General features: G+C 69.3%; 22 protein-coding genes. 9 read left to right on the top strand and 13 right to left on the bottom strand.

The window, feature by feature from the left end:
• Nucleotides 1-6 precede the first annotated feature (6 nt).
• From PHN62_RS06010 to PHN62_RS06000, 3 genes are read right to left on the bottom strand one after another with little or no spacing between them, the layout of a single operon-like run.
• Nucleotides 7-1779 (bottom strand): hypothetical protein, encoded by a 1773-nt coding sequence (locus PHN62_RS06010; protein ID WP_300147709.1) that lies wholly within the window; start codon nt 1777-1779, stop codon nt 7-9.
• 40 nt (nt 1780-1819) lie between these two features.
• Complete coding sequence (locus PHN62_RS06005; protein ID WP_300147706.1) at nt 1820-2506, bottom strand: XrtA/PEP-CTERM system exopolysaccharide export protein; 687 nt, start codon at nt 2504-2506, stop codon at nt 1820-1822.
• Between the two features lie 54 nt (nt 2507-2560).
• Nucleotides 2561-3655, bottom strand: coding sequence for a hypothetical protein (locus PHN62_RS06000; RefSeq protein WP_300147703.1), 1095 nt, complete (start codon nt 3653-3655; stop codon nt 2561-2563).
• Between the two features lie 174 nt (nt 3656-3829).
• Here PHN62_RS06000 and PHN62_RS05995 point away from each other — a divergent pair, with 174 nt between their 5' ends.
• Nucleotides 3830-5008: a GNAT family N-acetyltransferase gene (locus tag PHN62_RS05995; protein WP_300147700.1), complete on the top strand. Its 1179-nt coding sequence runs from the start codon at nt 3830-3832 to the stop codon at nt 5006-5008.
• Here PHN62_RS05995 and PHN62_RS05990 read toward each other — a convergent pair.
• Together PHN62_RS05990 and PHN62_RS05985 are read right to left on the bottom strand one after the other, a co-directional pair.
• A complete protein-coding gene (locus tag PHN62_RS05990; protein ID WP_300147697.1) occupies nt 4912-6138 on the bottom strand; it encodes a glycosyltransferase in 1227 nt (408 codons plus the stop codon). The two genes, PHN62_RS05995 and PHN62_RS05990, sit on opposite strands and share 97 nt — an antisense overlap.
• Nucleotides 6135-6707: a hypothetical protein gene (locus PHN62_RS05985; RefSeq protein ID WP_300147694.1), complete on the bottom strand. Its 573-nt coding sequence runs from the start codon at nt 6705-6707 to the stop codon at nt 6135-6137. The genes PHN62_RS05990 and PHN62_RS05985 overlap by 4 nt, the downstream gene beginning before the upstream one ends.
• 101 nt (nt 6708-6808) lie before the next feature.
• On the opposite strand from PHN62_RS05985, the gene PHN62_RS05980 reads away from it, so the two are divergent.
• Both PHN62_RS05980 and PHN62_RS05975 read left to right on the top strand, forming a co-directional pair.
• Entirely contained in the window at nt 6809-8215 is a 1407-nt protein-coding gene (locus PHN62_RS05980; protein ID WP_300147691.1) for a putative O-glycosylation ligase, exosortase A system-associated, read from the top strand.
• A 49-nt stretch (nt 8216-8264) separates the two neighbouring features.
• A complete protein-coding gene (locus PHN62_RS05975; protein WP_300147688.1) occupies nt 8265-11252 on the top strand; it encodes a bifunctional [glutamine synthetase] adenylyltransferase/[glutamine synthetase]-adenylyl-L-tyrosine phosphorylase in 2988 nt (995 codons plus the stop codon).
• A 22-nt stretch (nt 11253-11274) separates the two neighbouring features.
• Here PHN62_RS05975 and htpX read toward each other — a convergent pair whose 3' ends face one another.
• Nucleotides 11275-12201: a zinc metalloprotease HtpX gene (htpX, locus tag PHN62_RS05970; protein WP_300147685.1), complete on the bottom strand. Its 927-nt coding sequence runs from the start codon at nt 12199-12201 to the stop codon at nt 11275-11277.
• Nucleotides 12202-12289: 88 nt separating this feature from the next.
• On the opposite strand from htpX, the gene PHN62_RS05965 reads away from it, so the two are divergent.
• Both PHN62_RS05965 and PHN62_RS05960 read left to right on the top strand, forming a co-directional pair.
• Entirely contained in the window at nt 12290-12475 is a 186-nt protein-coding gene (locus PHN62_RS05965; protein ID WP_300147682.1) for a DUF1674 domain-containing protein, read from the top strand.
• A gap of 43 nt (nt 12476-12518) precedes the next feature.
• Nucleotides 12519-13286 carry an alpha/beta hydrolase gene (locus PHN62_RS05960; protein WP_300147680.1) on the top strand — a complete coding sequence of 256 codons (768 nt, stop codon included), beginning with the start codon at nt 12519-12521 and terminating at the stop codon, nt 13284-13286.
• 1 nt (nt 13287) lies between these two features.
• Here PHN62_RS05960 and epmA read toward each other — a convergent pair whose 3' ends face one another.
• Nucleotides 13288-14325: an EF-P lysine aminoacylase EpmA gene (epmA, locus tag PHN62_RS05955; RefSeq protein WP_300147677.1), complete on the bottom strand. Its 1038-nt coding sequence runs from the start codon at nt 14323-14325 to the stop codon at nt 13288-13290.
• Between the two features lie 105 nt (nt 14326-14430).
• Between epmA and efp the strand changes: the two genes are divergently transcribed.
• Both efp and PHN62_RS05945 read left to right on the top strand, forming a co-directional pair.
• Entirely contained in the window at nt 14431-15000 is a 570-nt protein-coding gene (gene efp, locus PHN62_RS05950; protein WP_300147675.1) for an elongation factor P, read from the top strand.
• 205 nt (nt 15001-15205) lie between these two features.
• A complete protein-coding gene (locus PHN62_RS05945; protein ID WP_300147673.1) occupies nt 15206-16321 on the top strand; it encodes a PA0069 family radical SAM protein in 1116 nt (371 codons plus the stop codon).
• A gap of 27 nt (nt 16322-16348) precedes the next feature.
• Here the strand turns inward: PHN62_RS05945 and PHN62_RS05940 are convergent, their stop codons facing one another.
• Both PHN62_RS05940 and PHN62_RS05935 read right to left on the bottom strand, forming a co-directional pair.
• Entirely contained in the window at nt 16349-16705 is a 357-nt protein-coding gene (locus PHN62_RS05940) for a hypothetical protein (protein WP_300147671.1), read from the bottom strand.
• 198 nt (nt 16706-16903) lie between these two features.
• The gene (locus PHN62_RS05935; protein WP_300147670.1) at nt 16904-18049 is read right to left on the bottom strand and encodes an OmpA family protein; all 1146 of its coding nucleotides are present in this window, start codon (nt 18047-18049) and stop codon (nt 16904-16906) included.
• A 537-nt stretch (nt 18050-18586) separates the two neighbouring features.
• Here PHN62_RS05935 and PHN62_RS05930 point away from each other — a divergent pair.
• Entirely contained in the window at nt 18587-20053 is a 1467-nt protein-coding gene (locus PHN62_RS05930; protein ID WP_300147668.1) for a sigma-54 dependent transcriptional regulator, read from the top strand.
• Nucleotides 20054-20193: 140 nt separating this feature from the next.
• On the opposite strand, the gene PHN62_RS05925 is transcribed toward PHN62_RS05930, so the two are convergent.
• From PHN62_RS05925 to PHN62_RS05910, 4 genes are all read right to left on the bottom strand, one after another.
• Nucleotides 20194-20961 (bottom strand): ABC transporter ATP-binding protein, encoded by a 768-nt coding sequence (locus PHN62_RS05925; protein ID WP_300147666.1) that lies wholly within the window; start codon nt 20959-20961, stop codon nt 20194-20196.
• Between the two features lie 22 nt (nt 20962-20983).
• Nucleotides 20984-21682 carry an ABC transporter permease gene (locus PHN62_RS05920; protein WP_300147664.1) on the bottom strand — a complete coding sequence of 233 codons (699 nt, stop codon included), beginning with the start codon at nt 21680-21682 and terminating at the stop codon, nt 20984-20986.
• Complete coding sequence (locus PHN62_RS05915) at nt 21679-22365, bottom strand: ABC transporter permease subunit (protein WP_300147662.1); 687 nt, start codon at nt 22363-22365, stop codon at nt 21679-21681. The genes PHN62_RS05920 and PHN62_RS05915 overlap by 4 nt, the downstream gene beginning before the upstream one ends.
• A 98-nt stretch (nt 22366-22463) precedes the next feature.
• Entirely contained in the window at nt 22464-23303 is an 840-nt protein-coding gene (locus PHN62_RS05910; RefSeq protein WP_300147660.1) for a transporter substrate-binding domain-containing protein, read from the bottom strand.
• A 221-nt stretch (nt 23304-23524) separates the two neighbouring features.
• Here PHN62_RS05910 and PHN62_RS05905 point away from each other — a divergent pair, with 221 nt between their 5' ends.
• Nucleotides 23525-25330: an ABC transporter ATP-binding protein gene (locus tag PHN62_RS05905; RefSeq protein ID WP_300147658.1), complete on the top strand. Its 1806-nt coding sequence runs from the start codon at nt 23525-23527 to the stop codon at nt 25328-25330.
• The last annotated feature ends 16 nt before the right edge of the window (nt 25331-25346 follow it).

The following is a 25346-nucleotide window of genomic DNA, read 5'->3' as shown; positions in this document are numbered from 1 at the left end:
TCAGGCTCATCCCAGGACCGCGCGCGCCTGAGTGGCGATCGCGCCCAGATCAGGTCGCCACAGGGCGATGTGGTATTTGTAGATCAGCAGGGCGAAGGTCATCACGAAGAGCGAGGCCAGCCCCACGAAGAGCAGATTCCCGAGCATGGCCCCCGCCGCCTGCTTCTGATCCTCCAGCCGCGAGACGCCGCCCAGGATCGGCAGGTCGAAGGCCTCGCGCATGTGGACGATGGACGGCATGGTGTCCATCATCTGGATCCGCAGGAAGGTGAGCCCCAGACCCGCCCCCAGGCCCAGGATCGCCGAGCCCAGGAACAGGATCAGCCGGTTGGGCGCGATGGGCGTCGTCGGAGTCTTGGGCCATTCGGAGACGGTGAACTTGACCACCTGCTGCTGTCCCAGTTCGTTGGTGGCGCGCAGGAGCCGGATCTTGTCCTCGATGGAGGCCAGTTCGCGGCGCGCCTCTCCGGCGTCCTTTTCGAGGCGGTCGTAGGTCTGGGTGACCTCGGGCTGACGCTGGAGCCGCTCGCCCACCTCGATCAGGCGGGCGCGGGCGGTCTGGATCATCTGGTCCACCGAGGCCAGCCGGCTGCGGCGCTGGCCGATCTGCGCCTGGATCTGGGCGTAGACCGGATTCTCGCCGTAGATCGCGTTGACGATGGGTTCGGGCTCGGGCTGCATCTGGCGGATCTGCCAGTCGCGATAGGCGGCGTCCACCTGGGCGTTGTGCTCCAGAGCGGCCTGGATCCGGCCGCTGCGCGCCTGGATCGAGGCGTCGGCGGCGGCGCGCAGGCCCTCGGCCTCGATGCGGGCGCTCTCGACGCGGCGCTGGGCGGCCACCATGTCCGGATGCTGCGGAGTCAGGCGCTGGAGCATCTCCTGGATCTCGCGCTCCATGCCCGCGGCGCGCTGACGGGCGGCCTCGTAACGCTGCTCCTCCAGGGTGGGGAGGGCCTCGGGCACGGGCGTCTTCGCGGTGGCGGGCGGCGGCTCCTGCATCCGGCGCGGCGGACGGATCACGTCCTCGCCGGTCTTGACCTGCTGCGGGGTCGTCCGGAGCTGGGCCTCCAGCTCGCGGATCTCCTGCTGATAGAGCGTCTGGTCGCCCTGGAGCCGCGCGAGGTCCATCTCCAGGCTCCGCCGCTCGGAGATCAGCGCGGCGGGCAGAGCGATCACCTCGCGGTTCTCGCGCTCGAATTCGGCGAGGCGGGTCTCGAAGTCGCGCAGGCGGGCGGCGGAGGTCTCCTGCTGCTCCATGGCGAAGCGCAGGGCCTGTTCGGCGTCCTGGGAGCTGACGCCCGAGCCGCGCGAAATGCCCTCCTCGACGAAGAGGTCCACCATGGTGGCCACCACCTGACGGGCCTTCTCGGCGTTCGCGTGCCGGAAGGAGATCCGGTAGAAGTCCTGCCCCTCGCGCACGAGGCTCAGGCGCTCCTCGACGCTGTTGACCAGAGCCTCGCGCTCGCGCTCGTCGCGGACCGTCAGGTCGAGGTCGGTCATGCGGATGATCTTCTCGAGATTGGGCCGCGCGTACATCAGGCGCCGCACGTTCTCGAGCTGCTGGGCGGGGTTCTCGAAATGCACCTCGCCCTTGAAGAGCGTGTGCAGCAGCGAGCGGGTGTCCACGAAGACCGTGGCCCGGGCCGAATAGACGTCAGGCTGCCGCGCCGCGAGGAAGGCGGCCGAAAGACCCACCACCCACGCGATGATCAGCGTGCTCCAGCGCCGCCGCCAGATCTCGTGGAGGTAATGCCCGATGAGGAATTTCAGTTCGCCCATGACCGATCCCGCTTTCTGGCCCCGCCCCGCGCCCCGAGGCTCAGAGCCAGCTTTCCGGAATGATGATGGTGTCGCCGGGCATCAGCGGGCGATCCGCCGCGATGTCGCCCTTGCGCACGAGGTCGTCCAGACGCAGCCGGTAGGAGACCTTCTGTCCGCTCTCCTCGCGGACCAGGACGGCGCGGTTGCCGTCGGCGAATTCGGTCAGCCCGCCCACCGCGATCACCACGTCCAGAGCCGTCAGCCCCGAGCGGTAGGACAGCGAGGAGGGATTCACCGCCTGGCCCAGAACCTTCACCTGCTGGCGCGGATCTCCCGCGCCGTTGACCTGCGCGATCACCGTGACGATGGGATCCTGGACATAGGCCTTCAGGCGGTCCTCGATGTCGCGGGCGAGTTCGGTCGGGGTCTTGCCCGCCGCCGGGAGATCCTCCACCAGCGGCATGGAGAAGCGCCCGTCCGGACGGATCGGCACCACGGTCGAAAGCTCCGGCGCGCGCCAGACGAAGATCTGGATGTTCTCGCCCGGCCCGAGCCGGTAGTTCGGCGATTCCGGCGTCAGGAGCTGCGGGGTGCTCGCCACCACCGGCGCCGGCGCGAGAATCCCCGTGGAAGGCGCCTTGAGGCCCCCATCGCCGCCGAACATCGAGGAGACGCCCCCGCAGCCCGCAAGCGCGACGAGCGTCGTGATCAGGACGGCAAGAACCGGAAAGCGCCGCGCAATCATCGCAAGATCCTCATGTGGTCGCGCCTGCGGAGGGAGCTTCGGCGCGGGGCCATGCTAGGCGGCCCGGGTTAAATTTTCGCTGTGCGCGGCGGCTTCTCCCGCCGGAGACGATGGGGCGGCGCTCCGCAGGGGCGCGGCCCGCAAGGCCGCCTCCAGAGCGGAGGCCGAAGGGAATCCGGCGCCCATCTCCTCGCGGAGAAAGGTCAAGATCTCCTCAAGACGCCGCAGGAGGGCGTCGCGGGCGGCGGCGTCCGGAGCATAGGGCGAGCCGCCGACCTGAAGCGAAGAACTGTGATAGCTCACCACGAAGACCCGCTCTCCCCGCGCGCGCAGCGCCCGCGCCAGACGCCGCAGATCGCGCGTGCGCGTCCCTTCCGGCGAGAGGCGGATCCGCTCCGCCGCGCCGGAGCGCGCCAGCAGGGCGGGCAGACGCAAGCTTCGGGCCAGAGGCGAATCGAACACCCCCGCCAGAGCCTCGCCATGACGCGCCCCGAGGAATCCGGCCACGCCCTCGGTGGTGGGAATCTCGACGATTCCGCCGGGGCCGTCGAGCCAGAAGGGGCCTTCGGGCGCGCGGCTGAAGTCGGGGCCGCCCTCGGCGGCGAAGCTGCGGCGGGGAGTCGCGGAGAGATCCGCCCCGTAGCCCAGTTCGCGCAGGAGTCCCGCCGTGCGCCGTCCCAGGCCGTAACGCCCCGCCCGATAGGCCCGCGGACGACGCCCGAAGGCCTCCTCCAGAGCGCGGGTCAGGGCGGTCAGCTTGGCGCGCTCCAGGGCGAGGGGCAGATTCCCCGCGAAGGATTCGCGCGGCGAGCCGCCTTCCTCGTGGGGCGGCGTGATCCAGGGATGCAGATGCGCCCCGATCTCGCAGAGCCCCGCCTCGGCCCAGTCGCCCAGAAGGCGCACGGAGGCCGCGTCGCGGGCCACGGCCCAGTCGGTCAGATAGAGCGGAGGAGCGCCGAATCTCGCGCAGATCTCCTGAGCCCGGCCCTGCTCGGCCAGATTCGAGACGTCGCGCGAGTCGCGGCGGAAAGGACCGCGCCAGTCGAAGGCTTCCTCGGTGTCCACCGTCACCAGGCAGAGCGGCGGCGAAGAAGCCGGAAGCTCCAGGCGCTGGAAGGGCGGCGCGAGGCGATGGACATGTGGGCGCATGCGGAGCCAGCTTCTGATGAGGTCGCGCGATTCGCCCGGAAGCCGGTTCTCCGGCCTCCGGATCGCGCGCCGGAGCGACCGGAGCCGCGCCGCCCCATTGCACGAAAGCTTCATGAAGATTTGTTTTCGTCAGAGGAGAATTTCCGACGTCGGCTTAATCCGGAGGGTCAAGACATGCGGGTCCGCCTCGAAGCTCTCGCCTCTCTGGAGGCGCTGGCGCCGCTCTGGCGCGATCTCGAAGGCCGGGCCGGGGGCGGCTTCTTCCTCAGCTGGAGCTGGATCGGGCCCTGGGCGGCTCTGGCTTCGGCGCCGCTCTGGCTGCTGCGGGTCGAGCATGAGGGCCGGGTGGTCGGGCTCTCGCTCTGGGGGGCCTGCGTCGAGCGGCGCCGGGGGATGAAGGTGCGGCGGCTCGCGCTGCACGGCTCGGGCGCGGAGGAGGAGGACGCCGTCGGGATCGAATATAACGGGATCCTCGCCGAAGCCGGGCTGGAGGCGGAGGTCTGGGCGGCGGGCCTGCAAGGGCTGATCGAGGCCCGCGCACCCCTCTGGGACGAACTGACCGCCTCGGGGCTCGCGCCGGAGCAGGCGGCGCGCTTCGGCGCGCTCGGACTGCCGCTGCGGCGGCTCTCCGAGACGCGGGCGGCCCATGTGGATCTCGCGGCCCTGCGGGCGGAGGGCGTTCAGGATCTCGGCGGCTATCTCGGGGCGCTGGGCAAGAGCACCCGCGAGCAGATCCGCCGCAGCCTGAAGCTCTACGCCGCGCAAGGGCCCCTCGCGCTGGAGGCCGCCCGCGAGCCCGCCGAACTTCTGGCCTTCTGGGAGGAGATGCGGCCCCATCATCAGGCGCGCTGGGAATCGCGCGGCGAACCCGGCGCCTTCGGACGCCCTTTCCTCGTGCGGATGCAGGAGCGCCTGCTCTCGGCGGCCTCGGGAGAGGCGGAGATCCTGCGCGTCAGCGCGGGAGGCGTCTCTTTCGGCTGGATCTACAATTTCCTCGAAGAGCGCCCCGAGGGTCGGCGGGCGCTGTTCTACATGGGCGGCTTCGCCTACGCCGGAGATCAGCGGCTGAAGCCGGGACTCGTGGCTCACGCCCTGGCGGCGGAGCGCTATCTCCGGCAGGGCTTCGCGGCCTATGACTTCATGGCCGGAGACTACCGCTACAAGCGCAATCTCGGGATGGAGGGGCCGGAGATGGTCGCTCTGGCGGTCCGGAGGCGGCGGCTCCTGCTCGAAATGGAGGAGGCCGCCCGCAAGGGCTACGCCGCCTTCAGGTCGGCGCGGGCGGCGATGGCCTCGCGCAAGACCGCCAGCGTGCCCGAAACCGTCTCCTCCCAGGAAAAGCGCTCGGCGTAGGCGCGCGTCGCGGCCCGGTCCGGCGGAGCCGCGAGGAGATCCGCCACGGCGCTCCGGATGCTTGCGGCGCTGCGCTCGGGCGCGAGGCGTCCGGCTTCGGGGGCCGCGACCACCTCGGGCGCGCCCCAGACCCGCGTCGCCACGGCGGGCGCCCCGCAGGCCATGGATTCCAGCAGCACGTTCGCCCAGCCCTCGCGGCTGGAGGCCAGAATGGAGGCCTCCGCCGCGCCATAGAGCAAGGCCAGATCCTTGTGCGGCACCGGCCCGAGCAGACGCGCCCTGCCCTCCAGGCCCAAGGCCTTGATCTGCGCCTCAAGCGCCGCCTTCTCCGGCCCGGCGCCCGCGACGAGCAGCCGCGCTCCGGGCAGACCCGCCAGAGCCTCGAGGGTCAGATGATGCCCCTTGCGCTCGACCAGAGCGCCCACCGAGACCAGCAAGGGCGCATCGCCCTCGATTCCCCAGCGCGCCCGAGCCTTGGCGCGATCCTCGGGCGGGCGGAAGGCTTCGAGATCCACGCCGTTGCGCAGGACCCGGATCTTCGCGCCCTCCGCCCCCAGATCCACCAGCGCCGATTTCAGGGCCGCCGCCACCGTGACGATCCTTTCGGCGCGGGCGGCTGTCTCCAGAATCCGGCGCCGGGCGAAGGGATGGACGAGGGGAATCTCGCTCACGTCCGAGCCGCGCGCCGTGACGACCAAAGGAAGATCCAGCTCATCCGCCAGACGCGCCGCCGCCGGGCCTTCGGGATAGAAATATTGCGCGTCCACGAGGTCGAAGGCGCCCTCCTCGCGGATCAGCCGCCGCGCCCGACGGCTCAGGCTGCGATAGACCGCGTCGGGCTGGCCGCGCGCCCCGATCTTCGGCAGCATGAGATAACGCGGATGATCCGCCGTGATCGCGCCGCGCGTCTCGCGGTCGGGGACGGCGGCGAATTTCGCGTATTCCCCCCAGCGCGCGCCCCGGAAGGGAAACCAGGGAACGGGCGTCAGAACCCGGATGCTCGCCTCGCCCGTCGCCTGGACGCGGCTCAGGCGGTTCTCCACGAAGATCCCGTGATTGGGCCGCGTGGAATCGGGCCAGAGCCCCGCGATGGTCAGAATCCGCATGGGTTTGTCCTTGGGCGTGGTCACGAGAGGCCTCCGAAGCGTCGGCGCGCCTTCTCCAGGGCTTCGGCCTCGCGACGGGCGAGAGCCGCGCGGGCGGCCTCCCCGGCGGCGGCCCGAGCCGTCCGCGCCGCCTCCTCGGCCGCGAGGTCGGCGGCTTCGCGTTCGGCCTTGCCTCTGGCGAAGAAGGGGACTTCGAGGATCAGCTCCTCTTCGTCGGGGGCGGGCCTGCGGCGGCGCCCCTCCAGAGGATCGCGCTCGGCTTCGGCGATCTCGGCGGCGATCACGGCGGCCTCCGCCTCGTGGAGCATCGCCAGAGGCCGGCGCCCTCTGGAGCCCGCGGCGGGCTCCGGAGGCCCCCAACGCTCCTGCGCCTTGCGGCGGGCCGTCCCCACGGCGGGCGGAGGCTCCTGCATCCCCGCCCCGCCCTTGCCGAAGCGACGGCGCTTGCCCGCCAGAGGCCCGGCGCGTCCGGCGGTCATGGAGAAGAAGCCGCCGCGCGGCGCGGAATCGGCCAGATCGTCGTATTTGTCCGCCCAGAGCAGGATCAGCGCCATGGCGCCGACCGTCATGAGCAGCATCAGGCCGCCGATCATCGGGCCTCCCCGGAATTTTAACCTCGCGCGCCCATGATGTCGGCGGCGCAGGCGTCATTCTGCGTCGGGCGGCTTAAGACTCTCTGACCGGGGGCTTCCTCATGCGCGACCTCGTGATCGTCCTCGGCGTGCTGGCGATGCTGCCCTTCATCCTGAAGCGGCCCTTCATCGGGGTGCTGGTCTGGACCTGGATCGCGATCCTGAACCCCCATCGCGAGGCCTTCGGCTTCAGCGTGAGCCTGCGTCTGAATCTGGTGATCGTGCTGGTGACGCTGATCGCCTTCGCCCTCTCGCCCGAGCGCAAGCAATGGCCAGGCGGCAGGATCGCGGCGCTGTTCGTGGGATTCATCGCCTGGACCACCCTCGCCTCCCTGCTGGCGGTGGACAAGCCGAGCTCCTTCCAGTTCTGGTTCGACTTCGTGATCAAGATGGCCATCCACATGATTCTGGCCATGATCCTGATCACCTCGCGGCATCGGCTGATGGCGCTGGTCTGGACCTATGCGCTCTCGCTCGGCTATCACGCGACCAAGATCGCCCTCGTGACCATCTACAGCGGCGGCTCCATCGGCCAGCTCGCGGGCTTCGGCCCCAGCGGCACCATGATCGAGGACCGCAACCACTTCGCCCTCGCCATGGCGCTGCTGACCCCCATCCTCTTCTTCATCTGGCGCAGGGCCGAACACAAATTGCTCCGGCTCGGGGCGCTGATGCTGATCGCCGCCGCGATTCTGGCCGTGATCGGCTCGCAGTCGCGCGGCGGATTCGTCACCATGGCGCTGGTGCTGGGCTATCTCTGGACCAAGACGCGCCTCAAATGGCTGACGGCGGGCATGGTCGTCGTCGGGGCGCTCGGGATCTTCAGCGCCCTGCCGCCCGAGCTCAAGGAGCGCCTCGGCACCATCACCGCCCAGATCGACAAGGGCGAGGACCGCCACGCCAACGAAGGCCCCGAACTGGACGAGTCGTTCTGTCTGCGTCTGGCGGCCTGGCACGTCGGCTGGGACATGACCATGGACAGTCCCCTCTGGGGCTCGGGGCTGCGCTCCATCCAGAGCCCCGTAGCCGCCACGCCCTATCTCTCGCCGGACCACCCCTGCGCCGACAGCCCGAAATACGGCGTGCGCGCCGCCCACAACATCTATGTGGAGGTGCTCAGCGACAGCGGATTCGTGGGGCTCGGCATGTTCCTGACGCTGCTGGCGGGAAGCTGGCTGCTCTGTCTTTCGGTGATGGTGCGGGCGCGGCGGATTCCCGGCATGGAATGGGCGGCGGATCTCGCCTCGATGGTCCAGGTGGGCCTGATCGCCTACGCCGCGGGCGGGGTGCTGCTCTCGCTGGCCTATTACGACGGCTATTTCCTGCTGATCGTGATGGTCGTCTGCGCGGATCGTCTGCTGCGCGAGGCCGAAGGCCGCGTTCCGGCCCGGCGCGCCCTGCCCGACGAGACTCCGCCCAAGGCCCGCGAGATGCGTCGGGGCCGCAAACCTCGCCCCCTCCGCGCTTGACAGCCGCAGGCCGCCCCGCTTTCTCTGGCCCCGAACCCAGGAGGCCAGTATGACGGACGGACGCGGCACATCCCTCGGCGAGCGTCTGGGCCCCGGCCCGGTCCCCTTCTCGCCCGAATCCGGCCTCTGGGCCATGGAGGCGCTTCAGGCCGAGGCCGCCGAAGCCGGAACCTCACCCGAAGCCGAAGGCCGGGGAGCGGCCCTGACGGCGCTTCTGGCCGACTCCGGGGCCCGCGCCTTCATGGAGGGCGTGGCCGGATGCAGCCCCTATCTCGCCGATCTCCTGCGTCAGGAGGCGCTCTGGCTGCCCGAGCTCTTCGCCGCCCCGCCGGAACGGACTCTGGAGAGCCTCAAGGCGGGATTCGCCGCCGCCGCCCGCTCCGCCGCGGACAGATCGGCCCTGATGCGCGACCTGCGCATCCTCAAGCGCCGCACGGCCCTGCTGACCGGCTTCGCCGACATCGGCGCGGTCTGGCCTCTGGAGGAGGTCACGGGCGCCCTCACCGAGGCCGCCGACGGCGCCGTCAAGGCCGCGCTCGACTGGCTCTTCCTTCAGGAGGCGAAGCGCGGCAAGCTGCCGCTCGATCCAGAGGATCCTGCGGCGACCTCGGGATTCATCGTGCTGGCCATGGGCAAGATGGGCGCCGGAGAACTGAACTACTCCTCCGACATCGACCTGATCCTCTTCTTCGATCCCGACCGGCTCGGCGAGGACCATCACCTCGAAGCCAAGGACCGCTACAACCGCATGGCGAAGGATCTGGTGCGCATCCTCTCGGACCGCACGGAACACGGCTACGTCTTCCGCACCGACCTGCGCCTGCGGCCCGATCCCGACGCGACGCCGCCCTGCATGTCCACGGAGGCCGCCGAACATTACTACAGCTCCCTCGGGCGCAACTGGGAGCGCGCCGCCTACATCAAGGCCCGTCCCTGCGCCGGAGACCTCGCGGCGGGCGCGGCCTTCCTCAAGGAGATGGCCCCCTTCATCTGGCGCAAGACCCTCGATTTCGCCGCCATCGAGGACGTCAAGACGATGAAATACCTGATCCACGCCCACAAGGGGCATGGCTCCATCTGCGTCTTCGGCCATGACCTGAAGCTCGGACGGGGCGGCATCCGCGAGATCGAGTTCTTCGCCCAGACCGAGCAGCTGATCCTCGGCGGGCGCGACCCCTCCCTGCGCGATCCCACCACGCGGGGGGCTCTGGCGGCCCTGACCGCCGCAGGCTGGATCTCCGAAGAGGCCCGCGCCCAGATGCTGGAGGATTACCGCTTCCTGCGTCAGGTCGAGCACCGCATCCAGATGGTCGAGGACGCCCAGACCCACGCCGTGCCCGCCACGCCGGAGGGGGTGGCGCGTCTGGCGGCCTTCCTGCGCTATCCCGGCCCCGAGGCCTTCGCCGGAGACCTGCGCCCGCGCCTGACCCGCGTGGCCGCGCGGTTCGACAAGCTCTTCGAGACCGACAAGGCCCTGGAGGAGGAGGCGGGCGGGCTCGTCATCGCGCTGGAGACGCCCGACGGGGCTCCGGCGGCGGCGGCCGCGCTCAAGGAGATCGGGTATCAGGAGCCGGAGCGCTCGGTGGAGATCCTGCGCGGCTGGCGCACGGGACGTCTGCGCGCGGCCCGGACTCCGCGCAGCCGCGCCAAACTCGAAAAGCTCACGCCGGTGATCCTGCGCAAGCTGGCGGCGGCGCCCGTCCCCGACGAGGCTCTGGCGCAGTTCGACAATTTCCTGACCGGGCTTCCGGCGGGAGTCCAGATCTTCTCGCTGCTGGAGTCCAATCCGGGCCTCTTCGAGGTGCTGACCCAGATCTGCGCGGCGGCGCCGCGTCTGGCGGCCTATCTCGGGCGCAATTCCGGCGTGCTGGACGCCATGCTCTCGCCGAGCTTCTTCGAGCCCCCGCCCCCTCGCGAGGCTCTCGCGGCGGAGCTCGCCCTCCGGCTGGAGGCCGAGCAGGGCGATTACGAACGCACGCTCGACATCGCCCGCGTCTGGGCGCGCGAGCGTCAGTTCCAGCTCGGCGTGCAGCTGGTCTCCGGCCTGACCGACGCCGCCGAGGCCGGACCCGCCTTCACCGATCTGGCGGAGCTCTCGCTGCGGGCTCTGGAGCCTCTGGTGAACGCCGAATTCGCCCGTCGCCACGGCCCGCCTCCGGGACGCGGCGCGGCGGTGCTCGCCATGGGCAAGCTCGGGGCGCGGGAGATGACCGCCACCTCGGATCTCGACATGATCGTGGTCTACGACGCCGACACCGAAGACATGTCCACGGGCGAGCGCCCGCTCTCGGCGCCGGAATATTACGCCCGCTGGACGCAGAAGCTGGTCTCGGCGGTGACGGCCCCCACCTCGGAAGGCGCGGTCTACGAGGTGGACATGCGTCTGAGGCCCTCGGGTCGGGCGGGGCCTCTGGCGACTTCGCTGGCCTCCTTCCGGCATTACCAGGCCGAAGAGGCCTGGACCTGGGAGCACATGGCCCTGACCCGCGCCCGGATCGTGGCCGGTTCGGAGGCGGCGGAGGCCTCGGTGAGGGCCGCCGTGAAGGAGGTGCTCAACCGTCCCCATGACCGCGCGAAGGTCATGGCCGACGCCCGCGACATGCGTCGCCGCGTGGACGAGGCCAATCCCAAGGATCTCGCCGATCCCTGGAGCCTCAAGCTGACGCGGGGCGGCGCCCTGGATCTGGACTTCATCGCCCAGACCCTGCTGCTGACCGAAGGCCTCGCCGGAGCGGCGGCCATGGGCACGCGTCCGGCTCTGGCGACGCTGAAGCAGGCGGGCGCCTTGCCCGAGGACCAGGCGGAGCGGCTCACGCGGGCCTTCGACCTCGAACAGACCCTGCTCCAGATCCAGCGCGTGGCGGTGGAGGGCGTCTTCCATCCCGAGACGGCGGCGGCGGGGCTCAAGGCGGCCATGGTCAAGGCGGCCAGCGCGCCGGATTTCGAGGCCATGCAGGCCGAGCTTTTCGCCGTTCAGGCCGAGGTTCTGGCGCTCTGGCGCGAGATCCTCGGCGCCGGGGCGGAGGCGGAGGCCTGAAGCCCCCGCCTCCCGGAGCCTCTCAGCTCCAGGGGCCGCCCCTGGCGCCGCCCTGCGCGCCGCCCGGGCCGCGCCCGAATTCGCGGCCGCGCGGAGCGGGACGCGCCCCCGTGGCGGCGGCGAGCTTCTCCAGCTCCGCCACGCGGTTTTCCGTGCGGGGATGGGTCGAGAAGAGATTGTCCAGCCGCGCGCCGCTCAGCGGATTGATGATGAACATATGCGCCGTGGCGGGATCGTTCTCCGCCGAGACCATCGGGCGTTGCTGGACGCCGCGCGAAATCCCCTGAAGCGCCGAGGCCAGCCAGAGCGGATTCCCGCAGATCTCGGCGCCGCGCCGGTCGGCGGCGTATTCGCGGGTGCGGCTGATGAACATCTGGATGACCATCGCCGCCAGAGGCGCCACGATCATCGTCAGGATCATGGCGACGGGGCTGGCGCGCTGGCTGTTTCCGCGTCCGCCGAACATCCCGCCGAATCGCGCGATCATCGAGACCGCGCCCGCGATGGTCGCGGTGATGGTCATGATGAGCGTGTCGCGGTTCTGGATATGCGCCAGCTCATGGGCCACCACGCCCGCGACCTCCTCCTTGTTCAGGGTCCGCAGGAGTCCGGTGGTGACCGCCACGGCGGCGTTCTCCGGATTGCGGCCCGTCGCGAAGGCGTTGGGCTGATCCGTGTTCATCAGATAGACCTTCGGGGTCGGCAGGCCCGCGTTCTTCGAGAGCAGGTCCACCATCTCGTGAAGGCCGTAAGAATCGCCGGGCAGCACCGGCTGGGCGCCATGCATCCGCAGCACGGCCTTGTCCGAGCCCCACCAGGCCCAGAGATTCGTCCCGGCGGCGAAGAGCAGCGCGATGAGCATGCCGCCCTGTCCGCCCAGGGAATAGCCGACGCCCATGAACAGGGCCGTCATGCCGGCGAGCAGCACGGCGGTCTTGACGTAATTCATCCCAGGCCTTTCTCTGGTCTCAGGCGCGCAATGAACGGCGCGTCGGAGAATATAGGTCAGAACGTCCCGATTCAGGAGAGCCTTCGGCATGGATTCCGAAAAGGTCAAGGATCTATCCCCCGCCGCCCTGCGCGCCCTCGCCGAGGCCGGGGAGCGCCGCAAGGCTCAGGAGGCCGAACCCCCGCTTCCGCCCGAATGGGGCGGACGCCTCAAGGGGCTGGAGCCGGTGCGCTACGGCGACTGGGAGAAGAAGGGCCTCGCCGTCGATTTCTGAGGCGTCCGGCAGGCCGGACGCGCAGCCCAGGGAGAAGTTCGGCATGGCCGGATCCGCAATGAGCGTCGAGGTTCCGGGCGCGCGGCTGAGGCTGCGCCGTCTGGGCGATCCTCGGGGGCGGCCCCTGCTCTTCCTGCATGGAGGGCTCGCTTCGGGCGAGGATTTCGCGCCGCTGCTGGCGCATTTCGCCGATTGCGACTGCTGGCTGCCCGACACCAGAGGCCATGGCGGCTCCACCATGGACGACCGCCCCCTGCGCTATCCCCTGCTCGCTGCGGATGCGGAGGCGGTCCTCGCCGCCTCCGGCCTGACGGATCCGGTGGTGGTCGGCCATAGCGACGGGGGAATCACGGCCCTGCATCTGGCGGCGCGCAGGCGGCGGCGGATCGGCGGACTGATCGCTCTGGCGGCTCAGGCGCGCCCCTCCTCGCCGGAGATCGTCGCGCGCTCCTACGCGCCCCTGACTCCCGCGGGCTGGCGGAAGCGCTTCCCCGAATACGCCGCGCGCTACGAACGGGAGAATCCGGCGCCCGATCTCGACCGCCTGCTGCACGCCGTCCGCGAGATGTGGATGTCCGAAGAGCCGGAGAATTATCCGGGCGCACGGATCTCGGGGATCTCGCGCCCGACGCTGATCCTCGGCGGCGACGCGGACCGCCTCGCCCCGCGCCGGGAGACCGTCGAGCTGGCCGAAGCCATTCCGGGGGCGGCGCTCGGGATCGTTCCCTTCGGCGGCCACGGCTTCCATGTCGACGATCCCGCAGGGACCGCCGCCCTCATGCGCCGCTTTCTGGAGAAGATCCCCGGCTAGCTCAGACGAATCCCGTCTCCACCGGCGACCAGATCACGTCGCGGATGTCGGCGGCGCCGGTCAGCAGCATCACCAGCCGGTCCACGCCCAGAGCGATCCCCGCCGCCTCGCCCATCAGCGGCAGAGCCGCCAGAAGATCGGCGTCGAGCGGATAGGAGAAGCCGTAAAGCCTGCTCTTGAGGGCCTGATCGGCCTCGAAGCGGGCGCGCTGTTCGGCGGGATCGGTCAGTTCGCCGAAGCCGTTGGCCAGCTCCACTCCGGCGCAATAGAGCTCGAAGCGCTCCGCGATGCGCGGATCTCCCCGCTTGCGCCGCGCCAGAGCCGCTTCCGGAACCGGATAATCGCAGAGCAGCGTCGGGCGGCCCATCCCGAGCCCCGGCTCGACATGGCCCACCATGATCTTGGTGAAGAGGTCGCCCCAGGAATCGTCGTCGGCCACGCGGAGCCCCGCCTCCCGGGCCGCCTTGCGCAGGATCTCCGCCGAAGGATGCGCCGGATCCGCCAGGCTCTCCAGCAGGTCGATTCCCGTGGCCTTGCGCACCGCCTCGACGACGGTGACCCGCTCCCAGGGGGCGTAGGGATCGCAGAGATCCGCCCCCCGACGCAGCGACTCGACGTCCAGCGCCTCGGCGGCCGAGCGCAGCAGCCCCGCGCAATCCTCCATGAGGTCGTCGTAATTCCCGCCCTTGCGATACCATTCCAGCAGCGTGAATTCGGGGTGATGCAGCGGCGAGCCCTCGGCGTCGCGCCAGACCTTGCCGAGGCTGAAGATCTTCTCCTCGCCCGCCGCAAGCAGCTTCTTGCAGGCGAATTCCGGCGAAGTGTGCAACCACAGATCGGCGTGCTGGCCGTCGCCCGAGGTGACTCGCGCCGCCACGGCGTGCAGATGGGTTTCAAGGCAGGGGGTGCGCTGGAGCGCCGCGGTCTCGACCTCGATGAAGCCCCGATCCTCGAACCAGTCGCGGATCACCCGCATGATCGCGGCCCGGGCGGTCAGATAAGGCCTCCGGCGCGCGTGATTGTCACGGCTCCACCACATGCGCGTCTCTTTTTCCTGCAAGCTTTCCCTCTGGCGAGTTGAACCGGCGCGCGCGAGGGAGTAGCTTCCGCGCCACATTCACACTTTGCAGATAAGAGCCTTTCCGTGGTCAAAGTCAACGCCAACACGCTCCGCAACGGCAATGTCGTCGAAATCGAGGGCAAGCTCTACACGATCCTCAAGGCCGACAACATCCAGCCCGGCAAGGGCACGCCGGTCACCCAGCTGGAGATGCGCCGCATCTCCGACGGCGTGAAGATCGTCGAGCGCTACCGCACGACCGAATCCGTGGAGCGCGCCTTCGTGGATTCGCAGGACTTCACCTTCCTCTACGAGGAGGGCGACAACTACGTCTTCATGCACAAGGAGAACTACGAGCAGCTCCCGGTCCCGAAAGACATCCTCGGAGACCAGGGCGTCTATCTCCATGACGGCATGGAGGTCGTGCTCAGCCTCCACGAGGGCACGCCCATCTCGGCCGAGATCCCCCAGCGCGTGACGCTCGAGGTCGTCGAGACCGAGCCCGTCATGAAGGGTCAGACCGCCACCTCCTCCTTCAAGCCGGCGGTGCTCTCCAACGGCGTGCGGACCGGCGTGCCGACCCATATCGGCGTCGGCGCCCGCGTCGTGGTCGACACCGGAACCAACGGCTACGTCGAGCGCGCCAAGGACTGAGCCTTCCAGCTCTGCGCGCCTGAGGATGAAGCCCCGCCCTTCCGGCGGGGTTTTTTCATGCTCCGCCATGGACTTGGGACGTTCCGCGAATCTCTGCGCCGGACGGCGTTTGACAAATACGCCTGTCAAGCGTTAATTGTTCTTTATTCGTTCTATTGTTCGCGTATAGTTCGCCCATCCGCCTCAGCGAGGGAGAACAAACGCCATGACGCACCCCCCCGGTTTCGCCGATCTCGCCGCGCCCGCCCTTCCGACGGGCTTCGTCCATCCCCGCAGCCGCCGGGGACGCGGCGCGACGGAGAACCTCCCCGGCCGCTTCGAACGCGAGACCCGAACCCCCGATCTCTGCGAGGGCCTGCCCGAAGAAGAGCCGCTCGCGCCTTTGCGCACGCAGGTCCACGCTTACCGGGGCCGCGAGATCCTCACCCGGGTGGATTCGCCGGATCTGCCCTTCGACCGCAGCCTGAATCCCTATCGGGGCTGCGAGCACGGATGCGTCTATTGCTACGCCCGCCCGACCCACGCCTTCCTCGGGCTTTCGCCGGGGCTGGATTTCGAGACCGAGATCTTCGCCAAGCAGGACGCCGCGGAGCGTCTGGCGGAGACCTTCCGCCGTCCGGGCTATCGTCCGGCGCCCATCGCCATCGGCACGATCACCGACCCCTATCAGCCCGCCGAGCGCGATCTGAACCTGATGCGGCCGATCCTCCAGCTTCTGCTGGAGACGCGGCATCCGGCGATGATCGTCACGAAATCGGCGAGCGTGCTGCGGGATCTGGATCTGCTGGAGCAGATGGCCCGGCTGGATCTGGTGGACGTGGGGATCTCCGTGACCACCCTCGACCACAAGCTCGCCCGCGCCATGGAGCCCCGCGCCTCCACGCCGCAAAGGCGGCTGGCGGCCATGGCCGCGCTCTCGGCGGCGGGGGTGCGCACGACGATCATGGCCGCGCCGGTCGTCATGGGGCTGAACGACCACGAGCTGGAGGGAATCCTCAAGGCCGCCGCAGGCGCCGGAGCCCGCTCCGCGCATCATCAGCCTCTGCGTCTGCCCGGCGAGACGCGGGCCGTCTTCGACGCCTGGCTGGACGAGAAGCTCCCCGAGCGCGCCGCCCGCGTCAAACGCGCCGTGGCGGAGGTCGAGGAGCGCGGCTTCGGAGAACGCTTCAAGGGAAAGGGCGCGGCCGCCCAGCTTCTGGCGCAACGCTTCGCCCTGGCGGTCCGGCGCCACAGGCTCGGCGCGCGCCCTGCGCTGCGGACGGATCTTTTCCGCCGCCCCCTGAGGCGCGGCGACCAGATCAGCTTCTTCGACAGGCTCTGAGCCGGGAGCTCCGCTTCCGGATCGCGTTCAGAGCTCCACGGCCTCGTCGGAGCCCGCCGCGCCCGGCGCAGGAGCAGGCGCGACGTCGGCGGCCTCCTTCGGAATGCGCCGGATGAGGATGTCGCCGTTGGGCAGGATCTCCGGCGCCTGATAGGCGGGCAGCGAATCCACGAAGATCGTCATGCCGCCGAGCGCCATCTCCACGGCCCTGGCCAGACGCTCGGCGGCGCGGCGGGCGGCGGAGTCGAGTTCGGTCTCCAGCCGGTTCAGCCCGTCGGGCGCCGTCGGCGGCTCCTGCGCGAGGGCGGCCGGAGGCGCGAGGCTCAGGGCGCCCGCCAGGCAGAACGCGAGGGGTCGGATGAAGTCGCGGGGGGTCCTGGTCATGGTCGGGGCCTCTCCTGATCCGCCCGGAAACGCGGGGCTCGGGGCTTGCGTCCGATCGCGCGGGGTCTCCGGAAACCGGGCCGCGCCCGGAGCGCGCTCCTGACGGGCATATAGCGCGTCCGCGCATGAAAACAGCCCCGCGTCAGGGACGCGGGGCTGCTTTTTTTCACTTCGCCGGATCGGCTGAGTTCAATCCGCTCAGCGGACGATCTCGACCGTCACGCGGCGGTTCTCGGCCTGGCGCACGGAGTCGCCGGTCGGAACGGCCGGGGCCAGCTCGCCCGTGGCGGAGACGCGCATGTTGCCGCGCGGCACGCCCTGGACCTCGAGGGCGCCCGCCACCGTATTGGCGCGGCGCTCGGCGAGACGCTGGTTGTAGGCCTTCGAACCCGAAGTGTCCGCATGGCCGATCACGTTCAGGAAGGGATTCCCGAAGGCGCGGAAGGCGGTCACGATCTCGGACACGACCTGGTTGGCCTCGGCGGTCAGATCGGAGCGATCGAAGCCGAAGTAGATCGTGTAGAGGGTCGGGTAGGTCGGCTGCTGCACGACCGGCGGAGCCTCATAGACCGGCGGCTGGGGAGCCGGAACCGGAGCCGGAGCCGGCACGTAGACCGGAGGAGCCGGCGGCGGGGGAGGCGGCGGCGGAGGCGGCGGAGCCGGAACGTAGACCGGCGGCGCGACCGGAGCCGGAGCCGGAGCGGGCACGTAGACCGGAGGCGCGACCGGAGCCGGAGCCGGAGCCGGCACGTAGACCGGGGGCTGCACCACCGGCGGCGGCGGCGGGGGCGGAGGAGGCGGCGGCGGGGGCGGAGGAGGCGGCGGCGGCGGCGGCGGCGGCGCGACCGGGGTCGTGTAGCCGCAAGCGTTCAGCGCCTCTTCGAGCAGCGCGCGGATCTCGTTGGGATCCGAGCACGCGTGGTCGCCCTGCGAGAGCTCCTCGAGGTACTTGTCGAACAGAGCCTGCGCACGGGCGCAAGCCTGCGGGTGACGGTCGCGGTTGGCCGCGACGGTCGAAGCCACGCGCTGGTAGAGCGCGAGAGTCTCGCCGCCCAGACCCAGCGAAGCCGGATCCCAGGGGCCGAAGCTCTGGCCGGCCAGGGCCGCCTGAGCGCGGCTCTGGTAAGCGGTGGCGTTGTACCAGTTGACGTCCTTGGTCGCGGTCCACTCGGCCATGGCCTGGTATTCCCGGGCCAGGGCGGCGTTGAAGCCATCGCCGACGATCTGGTGCTTCAGGAAGGGCCCGACGCTGAAGGTCTGGCCGAAGTTGGCCTCCGGCAAGGTCGAGCAGCCGGCGACGGCCAGAAGGCTCGTCGCGGCGAGAAGTCGGGAGAACGCTTTCATCCCTCTCTCCGTTCGTTTGTATCGTTCACTCACACCGCAAATGCGGCGCATGGCGATTTCTTTATTTGCTATGGCGCGCGCGCCCAGTGAGCGGGTATTCCCATGCTCGCACGCCAAGATCAACGGTTTTGCGCGGGGGCTGGGCCCGTGAACCCCGTTTTAAAAGCGCCGTAACCTTTTCACCACACCGCGCAAGAGATCATTAGGATCCGGCGCCTCGGCCTGTCGCGGCGGGGGCTCGCGGGGTGGAGATCGCGCCTCTCGCGACGATGAAACGAGGCTTCGGGAGGTTGCGTTTACTCTTTGTTAAGATTTTAAGGTTCGTATCAATTCGAGAAATACGAAAAGATTCCGCGCCATTTTGAACGCGACGTCTTGCAAGGGAACGCGGGGCGCCGTCTAAGAAAGAGCAGGAATCAAGCGAAACGCCGCATTTTGCGCAAGGTGCATCCTCTGGTCGCCCCAGAACGCGTCATGTGCTCAACCGGAAGGGGAGTCCGGGCGGCTCAAGAATGGACCAGAGGCGGGACGAACATCATGGCGCAAAGCATTCTCATCGTCGACGACGACCCTACGCAACGACGCATTCTCGAATCCGTGATCGGTTCGCTCGGCTACCGCACGGTGGTCGCCTCCGACGGACGCGAGGCCCTCGAACTCCTGCGCAGCCCGCGCGGGGCCGAGATCGACCTCATGCTCCTGGATCTGATGATGCCGGGGATCAACGGCATGGCGGTCATCGGCGAACTGCGGCCCGAAAAGCCCAATCTGCCGATCATCGTGCTCACCTCGCACGGCTCGGTGGCCACGGTGGTGCAGTCCATGCAGGCCGGCGCCAACGACTTCATCGTCAAGCCCGCCAGCCCCGAGCGCCTTCAGGTCTCGATCCAGAACGCCCTGAAGCTGCGCACCCTCGCGGGCGAGGTCTCGCGGCTTTCGCGCAAGGCCGACAACCGCTCGCGCTTCAGCGACCTCATCGCCAAGAGCCTCGTGATGCGTCAGACCATCATGCTGGCCGAGCGCGCCGCGCAGTCGAACATTCCGATCCTCATCGAGGGCGAATCCGGCGTCGGCAAGGAGGTCATGTCCCGCGCGATCCAGGGCGCCTCCGACCGGGCGGGCAAGCCCTTCGTGGCGGTGAACTGCGGCGCGATCCCTGAAAACCTCGTGGAATCCACGCTCTTCGGCCATGAGAAGGGCGCCTTCACCGGCGCCGCGACCAAGCGCGACGGCAAGTTCCAGGAGGCCAGCGGCGGCACCCTCTTCCTCGACGAGGTGGGCGAGCTGCCGCTGAACATGCAGGTCAAGCTGCTGCGCGCCATCCAGGAGGGCGAGGTCGATCCCGTCGGCTCGACGCGCCCGGTGAAGGTGGACATCCGGCTCATCTCGGCCACGAACCGCAATCTGCAACAGCTTGTGGGCGAAGGGAAATTCCGCGAGGATCTCTTCTATCGCCTGAACGTCTTCCCCCTCACGCTGCCCCCGCTGCGCGAGCGCCGCGAGGACATTCCGGAGATGATCCAGTATTTCGTCCAGAAGTTCGCCGCCGAGGAGGGCAAGACCCTGCGCGGCGTCGAGTCTTCGGCCATCGACATGCTGGTGAACTACAAGTGGCCCGGCAACGTCCGCCAGCTGGAGAACGCCGTCTATCGCGCGGTGGTGCTCTCGGACCGCGAGGTGCTGACGCTCCATGACTTCCCGCAGATCGTCGGGCTGGCCTCGGGCGGCGACGCCTACGGCCGCGGCGCTCCGGAGCGCGGCGCCGACGGCGAAGGCCTCTATGTCGGCAAGAGCCTCGACGGCTTCAGCGTCCTCGACGACGACGGCCATATCCGGCCGCTCGAAGAGGTCGAGGGCGACATGATCCGCCTCGCCATGGAGAAGTACAACAACCACATGTCGGAGATCGCCCGCAGGTTGCGGATCGGCCGCTCGACGCTCTACCGCAAGGTCCGGGATCTCGGCTTCGACAACCCCGACGCCGAGACCGGCGACGCCGCCTGACGCGATCCGGAGACCCGGGATCTCCCGGGGATCCGATCCCCCCGCCGCTCCGGAGAGGCGCGGCGGGGGTTTCCGTCTCTACGCCCTGGAGGCGAGTCCTCCCGCCGGGCGCGGCGCGCGGAGCCTGCGCGAAAGCCGCCTCATTTCTGGGCCGCCCGCGCCAGGAACTGCTTGAGGCGCTCGGAGCGGGTCGCGCCGAAGACCGCTTCAGGCGACCCTTGCTCTTCGATCACACCCTGATGCAGAAATACAATTTCCGAGGCCACTTCACGGGCGAAATTCATCTCGTGAGTCACCATGAGCATGGTCCGGCCCTCGGCCGCGAGATCGCGGATCACCTTCAGGACTTCCCCCACAAGTTCGGGATCCAGCGCCGAAGTCGGCTCGTCGAAGAGCATGGCCTCCGGATCCATGGCCAGAGCCCGCGCGATGGCCACCCGCTGCTGCTGGCCGCCGGACAACTGGCTGGGGTAATTCTCCTCCTTGCCGACCACCCCCACCTTGGCCAGAAGATCGCGCGCCTTCTCGACGGCCTCGCGTCTGGGCAGGCCCTTCACGTGGATCGGCGCCTCGATGACGTTCTCCAGGACCGTCATGTGCGCCCAGAGGTTGAAGGACTGGAAGACGAAGCCCAGCTTCGAGCGCAGCCGCTGAAGCTGCTTCGCGTCGCCGGGCTTGCGGCCGTGCAGGCTCTTGACCAGCTTCACCGTCTCGCCGGTGATCCGGATCTCGCCTTCCTCGGGGATCTCCAGCAGGTTGCAGCAGCGCAGGAGCGTCGATTTCCCCGAGCCCGAAGAGCCGATCAGCACGATCACGTCGCCCGAATGCGCCTGGAGCGAGACGCCCTTGAGCACCTCGAAATCGCCGTAACGCTTGTGGATTCCGGAGAGGGACAGGCGGATGGTCATGGCGGCTCTCCAGGATGACGGATCAGCGAGGGGCGGCGACAGGCGCCAGATGGCGCATCAGGCGCTTCTCCAGCCGGCGGAAGATCGCCACGACCACGAAGGTCACGGCCAGATAGAGGACCGCCGCCGAGACGAAGCCCTCATAGGTCACGTAATAGCGCGCGTTGATCGTGCGCCCCACGCCGAGGATGTCCTGAATGGTGATCACGCTCGCGATGGCCGAGCCATGCAGCATGAACACCACCTCGTTGGAATATTGCGGCAAGGCCTGACGGAAGGCCGCCGGAAGCGTGATCCGCCGCAGCCGCGTCACGGGCGACATGCCGTAGGCCACCGCCGCCTCCAGCTCGCCGCGCCGCAGGTTGGAGATCGCGCCGCGCAGGATCTCGGCGGTGTAGGCCGCCGTGTTCAGCGAAAAGACCAGAAGCGCGCAGAACCAGGGCTCGCGCAGCCAGGGCCAGAGGAAGCTCCGGCGGATCTCGGGAAACTGCGACAGCCCGTAATAGACGAGATAGAGCTGAACCAGCAGCGGCGTGCCCCGGAACACATAGACGAAAGCCCGCACCAGCCAGTCCAGCACCGGAATCCGCTCGGTCAGGATCACCGCGCAGAGCGTCGCCAGCGCCAGCCCGATCGCCAGAGAGGAGCCCGTCAGCCAGAGGGTCGTCCAGACGCCCCGGAGCAGATCGGACGCATGGCGGAAGATGAGGTCGAGATTCACGCCGCGCCTCCCCTGTTCACGCGCTTCTCGATGAACCTGAAGACGAAGCCCGAAAGGCTCGTCAGGATCAGGAAGATCGCCATCACCGCAAGGAAGAAGGTGAAGGGCTCGCGCAGGGATTTGCCCGCCTTGTCGGCGATGTTCACCACATCCTGAAGCCCGATGATCGAGACGATGGCCGTCGCCTTGATCAGCACCAGCCAGATGTTGGCGTAGCCCGGCAGGGCGTGGCGCATCACCTGAGGCGCCATGATCCGGCGGAGCGTCAGCCAGGGCGACATGCCGCTCGCCTGAGCCGCCTCCCACTGGCCTTTCGGCACCGCGAGCCAGGCGCCCCGGAAGGTCTCGGTCATGTAGGCCCCGTAGACGAAGCCGATGACTCCCACCCCCGCCGCGAAGGGCGAGATGTCGAAGCCCCGCTCGTAGCCCATCAGCAGCGCGAGGCTGTTGACCAGCCGCTGGCCGCCGTAGAAGGCGAGCAGCATCAGCACGAGTTCGGGCACGCCGCGCACAAGGGTCGAATAGGTCTGCGCCGCGCCTCGGGCGAAGCGTCCGCCCGCGATCTTGGCCGCCGCGCCCAGAGCTCCCAGGAGAGTCGCCAGAAGCATCGCGCAGAGCGCGACCGTCACGGTGAGCCCCGTCCCGCGCAGCAGGGCCGGGCCATAGGCGATCAGATGCTCCATCGGGCGGTCCTCCCCCTGCTCGGTCCTCCGGACGGCGAAGGTCGCCGCGAAGATTTCGGGCGGCGCCGGGGTCTCCCGACGCCGCCCGCGAAGGCCGCCTACTGGGCGGGAGCCGCCTCTTTTTCAGCGGCGGGCTCTTCGGCGGGCGCGGCGGTCGAACCGCCCTCGCCCTCTTCGGCGCCGTAGACGTCGTAGGGGAAGTATTTCTCGTTGATCGTGCGGTAGCGGTCGTCGGCGCGCAGCGCGAGGATCGCCGCGTTGAAGGCCTGCTTCAGCTCTTCGTCGCCCTTGCGGATCGCCACGCCCGCGCCGGGGCCGTGATATTTCGGAACGGCCTGATCGCCGCCGAAGAACTCGAAGGCTTCGCCGTCGGCGGAGCGCAGGAAGCCGAGGTCGAGCGTCGCCTTGTCGGCGGCCACGGCGTCGAGACGGCCCACCGCGAGATCGGCGGTCGCCTCTTCCTGGGTGCCGTAGCGGACGAGGTTCGCCTTCGGGAATTCTCCGACCATGTAGTCGTCATGGATGGTGCCGCGCTGCACCCCGACCCGCTTGCCCGCGAGGCCCTCGGGCGTGCCTTCGAGGCCCGCGCCCTTCTCGGCCACGAAGGCGCCGGGGGTGTGGTAATACTTGTTGGTGAAGTCCACCACCTCCATGCGGGCGGGGGTGATCGACATGGAGGCGATGATCGCGTCGCATTTCTTCGTGTTCAGCGATTCGATGATGCCGTCCCAGTCGGTCTGGACGAGGTCGCAGCTCTTGCCCATCTCGTCGCAAAGGGCCCTGGCCATGTCGATGTCGAAGCCGATCAGATCGCCGGAGGGGGAGATTTCGGAGAAGGGCGGATAGGCGCCTTCGACGCAGATCCTCAGATCGGCGGCGGCGGCGGGAGCGGCGAAGGCCAGCAGGGCGGCGAAGGCCGTCAGCGGCGCATGTCTCATGGAAGCCCTCCTCATCGTCTTCCAGATCCCTGAAAGGCGAATGTCAATATTTCGTCTTGATCCTTGACGCGCTTTCCCATCGCGTCAAGAGGGCGTCGCGCATGGGCGGAGAAAAACATGGCGCCGCCTGCGGCGAGACGATATGCGCACAAAGGCGTCGACCCGAACCCCGAACCCGTTCCGCCTCAGGGCGCGAGCCAGATCCGCAGGAGTCCGTCCGCATGACCCGCCTCAAGGCGCTTCTGGCGCGCCGCTTCGGCGCCCGAGACGACACCTGGCCCCTCATCGCGCGCCTCCTGCGGGAAAACCTGCCGAAGCACAAGGCCGATTACGCGAAGGCCTTTCTCTGCATGGCGCTGGTGGCGGCCTCGACGGCGGCCAGCGCCTGGATCATGCGCGACGTCATCGACGAGATCTTCGTCGCGAAGAACCTGACGGCGCTCTGGTGGGTTTCGGGCTTCGTGGTGGCGATCTTCCTGGTCAAGGGCTTCGCCTCCTACGGACAGGCGGCGATCCTCGCGCGGGTGGGCAACGCCGTCACCGCCGACGTCCAGAGAAGCGTCTACGCCCGCACCCTCCGGCAGGGGATCGGCAGCTTCGACGGGCATTCCGCAGGCGCCGACCTCACCATGCTGCTCGTGCGCCAGGCCAACGCCGCCCGCAGCGCCATCGAGATGGTCCTCGTCTCCTTCGGGCGGGATCTGGCGATGCTGGTCGGGCTGATCGGGGTGATGGTCGCGCAGCATCCGCGGCTCTCGCTGCTGGTGCTGACCATCGCGCCGCCGATCATCATCGGCGTCTCGCGGCTGGTGCGGCGCATGAAGCGGCTCGCCACCGACGAGATCGGCATGGTGGCTCAGGTCATCGCGCTCGCGCAGGAGACCGGCGCGGGGCTGCGCGCCGTCAAGGCCTTCGGCGCCGAAAGCCGCATGGAGGCCCGGATGGACGAGGCCGTCGACGCCACGCGCCTCCAGGCCGACCGCATCGCCCGGCTCCAGGCCCGCACCGGCCCCATCATGGAGACTCTCGGCGGGGTGGCGGTGGCTCTGGCGATCCTCTACGGCGGCTGGAGCGTCATCATGCGGGGCGAGAGCTCCGGCGGATTCTTCGCCTTCATCACGGCGCTGCTCATGGCCTACGAGCCCGCCAAGCGGCTGTCGCGGCTGCATCTGCAGATCGAATCCCAGATGGCGGGCGTGCGCGGACTTTACGAGGCCCTCGACGCGCCGCTCTCGCTCGCCGACAGGCCCGGCGCGCCCGCGCTCCGGGTGACGGCCGGGCGCGTGGAGTTCGAGGACGTCTGGTTCTCCTATGGCGAGAAGCCCGCGCTGCAGGGCCTCAGCTTCGTGGCGGAGCCCGGCGAGACCACCGCTCTGGTGGGGCTTTCGGGGGGCGGGAAATCCACCGCCCTGACCCTGATCGAAAGGTTCTACGATCCCGACCGGGGCGCCCTGCGCATCGACGGCCAGGATCTGCGCGAGGTCTCCCAGGCCTCGGTGCGGGAGGCCCTGGCCTATGTGGCGCAGGATTCCTTCCTCTTCGACGCCAGCCTGCGCGAGAACATCGCGCTCGGCCGCCCCGGGGCCTCCATGGCCGAGATCGAATCCGCCGCCCGCGCCGCCCACGCCCATGACTTCATCACGGCCATGCCCGGCGGCTATGAATCGAGCGCAGGCGTCGGCGGAGGGGCGCTCTCGGGCGGCCAGCGCCAGAGGATCGCCATCGCCCGCGCCATGCTGCGCGACGCCCCCATCCTGCTGCTCGACGAGGCCACCAGCGCCCTCGACGCCGAATCCGAATCCAGGATCCAGCAGGCCATGACGCGCCTCATGAAGGGCCGCACCGCTCTGGTGGTGGCGCATCGGCTCTCGACCATCCGTTCCGCCGACCGGATCCTGGTGCTCGATCAGGGGCGGCTCGCCGAAAGCGGACGCCACGCCGAGCTGCTCGCGCGCGGAGGGCTCTACGCCCGCTTCCATCACCTCCAGTTCGGCGAGGAGGCGAAAAGACCGACGGCGGCCTCCTGAGGAAGCCGCCGCCGGG

Source organism: Neomegalonema sp. (assembly GCF_028688855.1).
GTDB lineage: Bacteria > Pseudomonadota > Alphaproteobacteria > Rhodobacterales > Rhodobacteraceae > Neomegalonema.
The sequence above is the reverse complement of the archived record's forward strand: the minus strand, read 5'-3'. Positions and strand labels throughout refer to the sequence as shown.

Bases quoted from the DNA above. Each gene is read 5' to 3' on its own strand.
- PHN62_RS05980 (WP_300147691.1), top strand. From the start codon at position 6,809: ATGCGCGACCTCGTGATCGTCCTCGGCGTGCTGGCGATGCTGCCCTTC.
- PHN62_RS05905 (WP_300147658.1), top strand. From the start codon at position 23,525: ATGACCCGCCTCAAGGCGCTTCTGGCGCGCCGCTTCGGCGCCCGAGAC.
- PHN62_RS05925 (WP_300147666.1), bottom strand. From the start codon at position 20,961: ATGACCATCCGCCTGTCCCTCTCCGGAATCCACAAGCGTTACGGCGAT.
- epmA (WP_300147677.1), bottom strand. From the start codon at position 14,325: ATGTGGTGGAGCCGTGACAATCACGCGCGCCGGAGGCCTTATCTGACC.
- PHN62_RS05965 (WP_300147682.1), top strand. From the start codon at position 12,290: ATGGATTCCGAAAAGGTCAAGGATCTATCCCCCGCCGCCCTGCGCGCC.
- htpX (WP_300147685.1), bottom strand. From the start codon at position 12,201: ATGAATTACGTCAAGACCGCCGTGCTGCTCGCCGGCATGACGGCCCTG.
- PHN62_RS05930 (WP_300147668.1), top strand. From the start codon at position 18,587: ATGGCGCAAAGCATTCTCATCGTCGACGACGACCCTACGCAACGACGC.
- PHN62_RS06010 (WP_300147709.1), bottom strand. From the start codon at position 1,779: ATGGGCGAACTGAAATTCCTCATCGGGCATTACCTCCACGAGATCTGG.
- PHN62_RS05910 (WP_300147660.1), bottom strand. From the start codon at position 23,303: ATGAGACATGCGCCGCTGACGGCCTTCGCCGCCCTGCTGGCCTTCGCC.
- PHN62_RS05915 (WP_300147662.1), bottom strand. From the start codon at position 22,365: ATGGAGCATCTGATCGCCTATGGCCCGGCCCTGCTGCGCGGGACGGGG.
- PHN62_RS06005 (WP_300147706.1), bottom strand. From the start codon at position 2,506: ATGATTGCGCGGCGCTTTCCGGTTCTTGCCGTCCTGATCACGACGCTC.
- PHN62_RS05935 (WP_300147670.1), bottom strand. From the start codon at position 18,049: ATGAAAGCGTTCTCCCGACTTCTCGCCGCGACGAGCCTTCTGGCCGTC.
- PHN62_RS05975 (WP_300147688.1), top strand. From the start codon at position 8,265: ATGACGGACGGACGCGGCACATCCCTCGGCGAGCGTCTGGGCCCCGGC.
- PHN62_RS05945 (WP_300147673.1), top strand. From the start codon at position 15,206: ATGACGCACCCCCCCGGTTTCGCCGATCTCGCCGCGCCCGCCCTTCCG.
- PHN62_RS05940 (WP_300147671.1), bottom strand. From the start codon at position 16,705: ATGACCAGGACCCCCCGCGACTTCATCCGACCCCTCGCGTTCTGCCTG.
- PHN62_RS05995 (WP_300147700.1), top strand. From the start codon at position 3,830: ATGCGGGTCCGCCTCGAAGCTCTCGCCTCTCTGGAGGCGCTGGCGCCG.
- PHN62_RS05985 (WP_300147694.1), bottom strand. From the start codon at position 6,707: ATGATCGGCGGCCTGATGCTGCTCATGACGGTCGGCGCCATGGCGCTG.
- PHN62_RS06000 (WP_300147703.1), bottom strand. From the start codon at position 3,655: ATGCGCCCACATGTCCATCGCCTCGCGCCGCCCTTCCAGCGCCTGGAG.
- PHN62_RS05960 (WP_300147680.1), top strand. From the start codon at position 12,519: ATGGCCGGATCCGCAATGAGCGTCGAGGTTCCGGGCGCGCGGCTGAGG.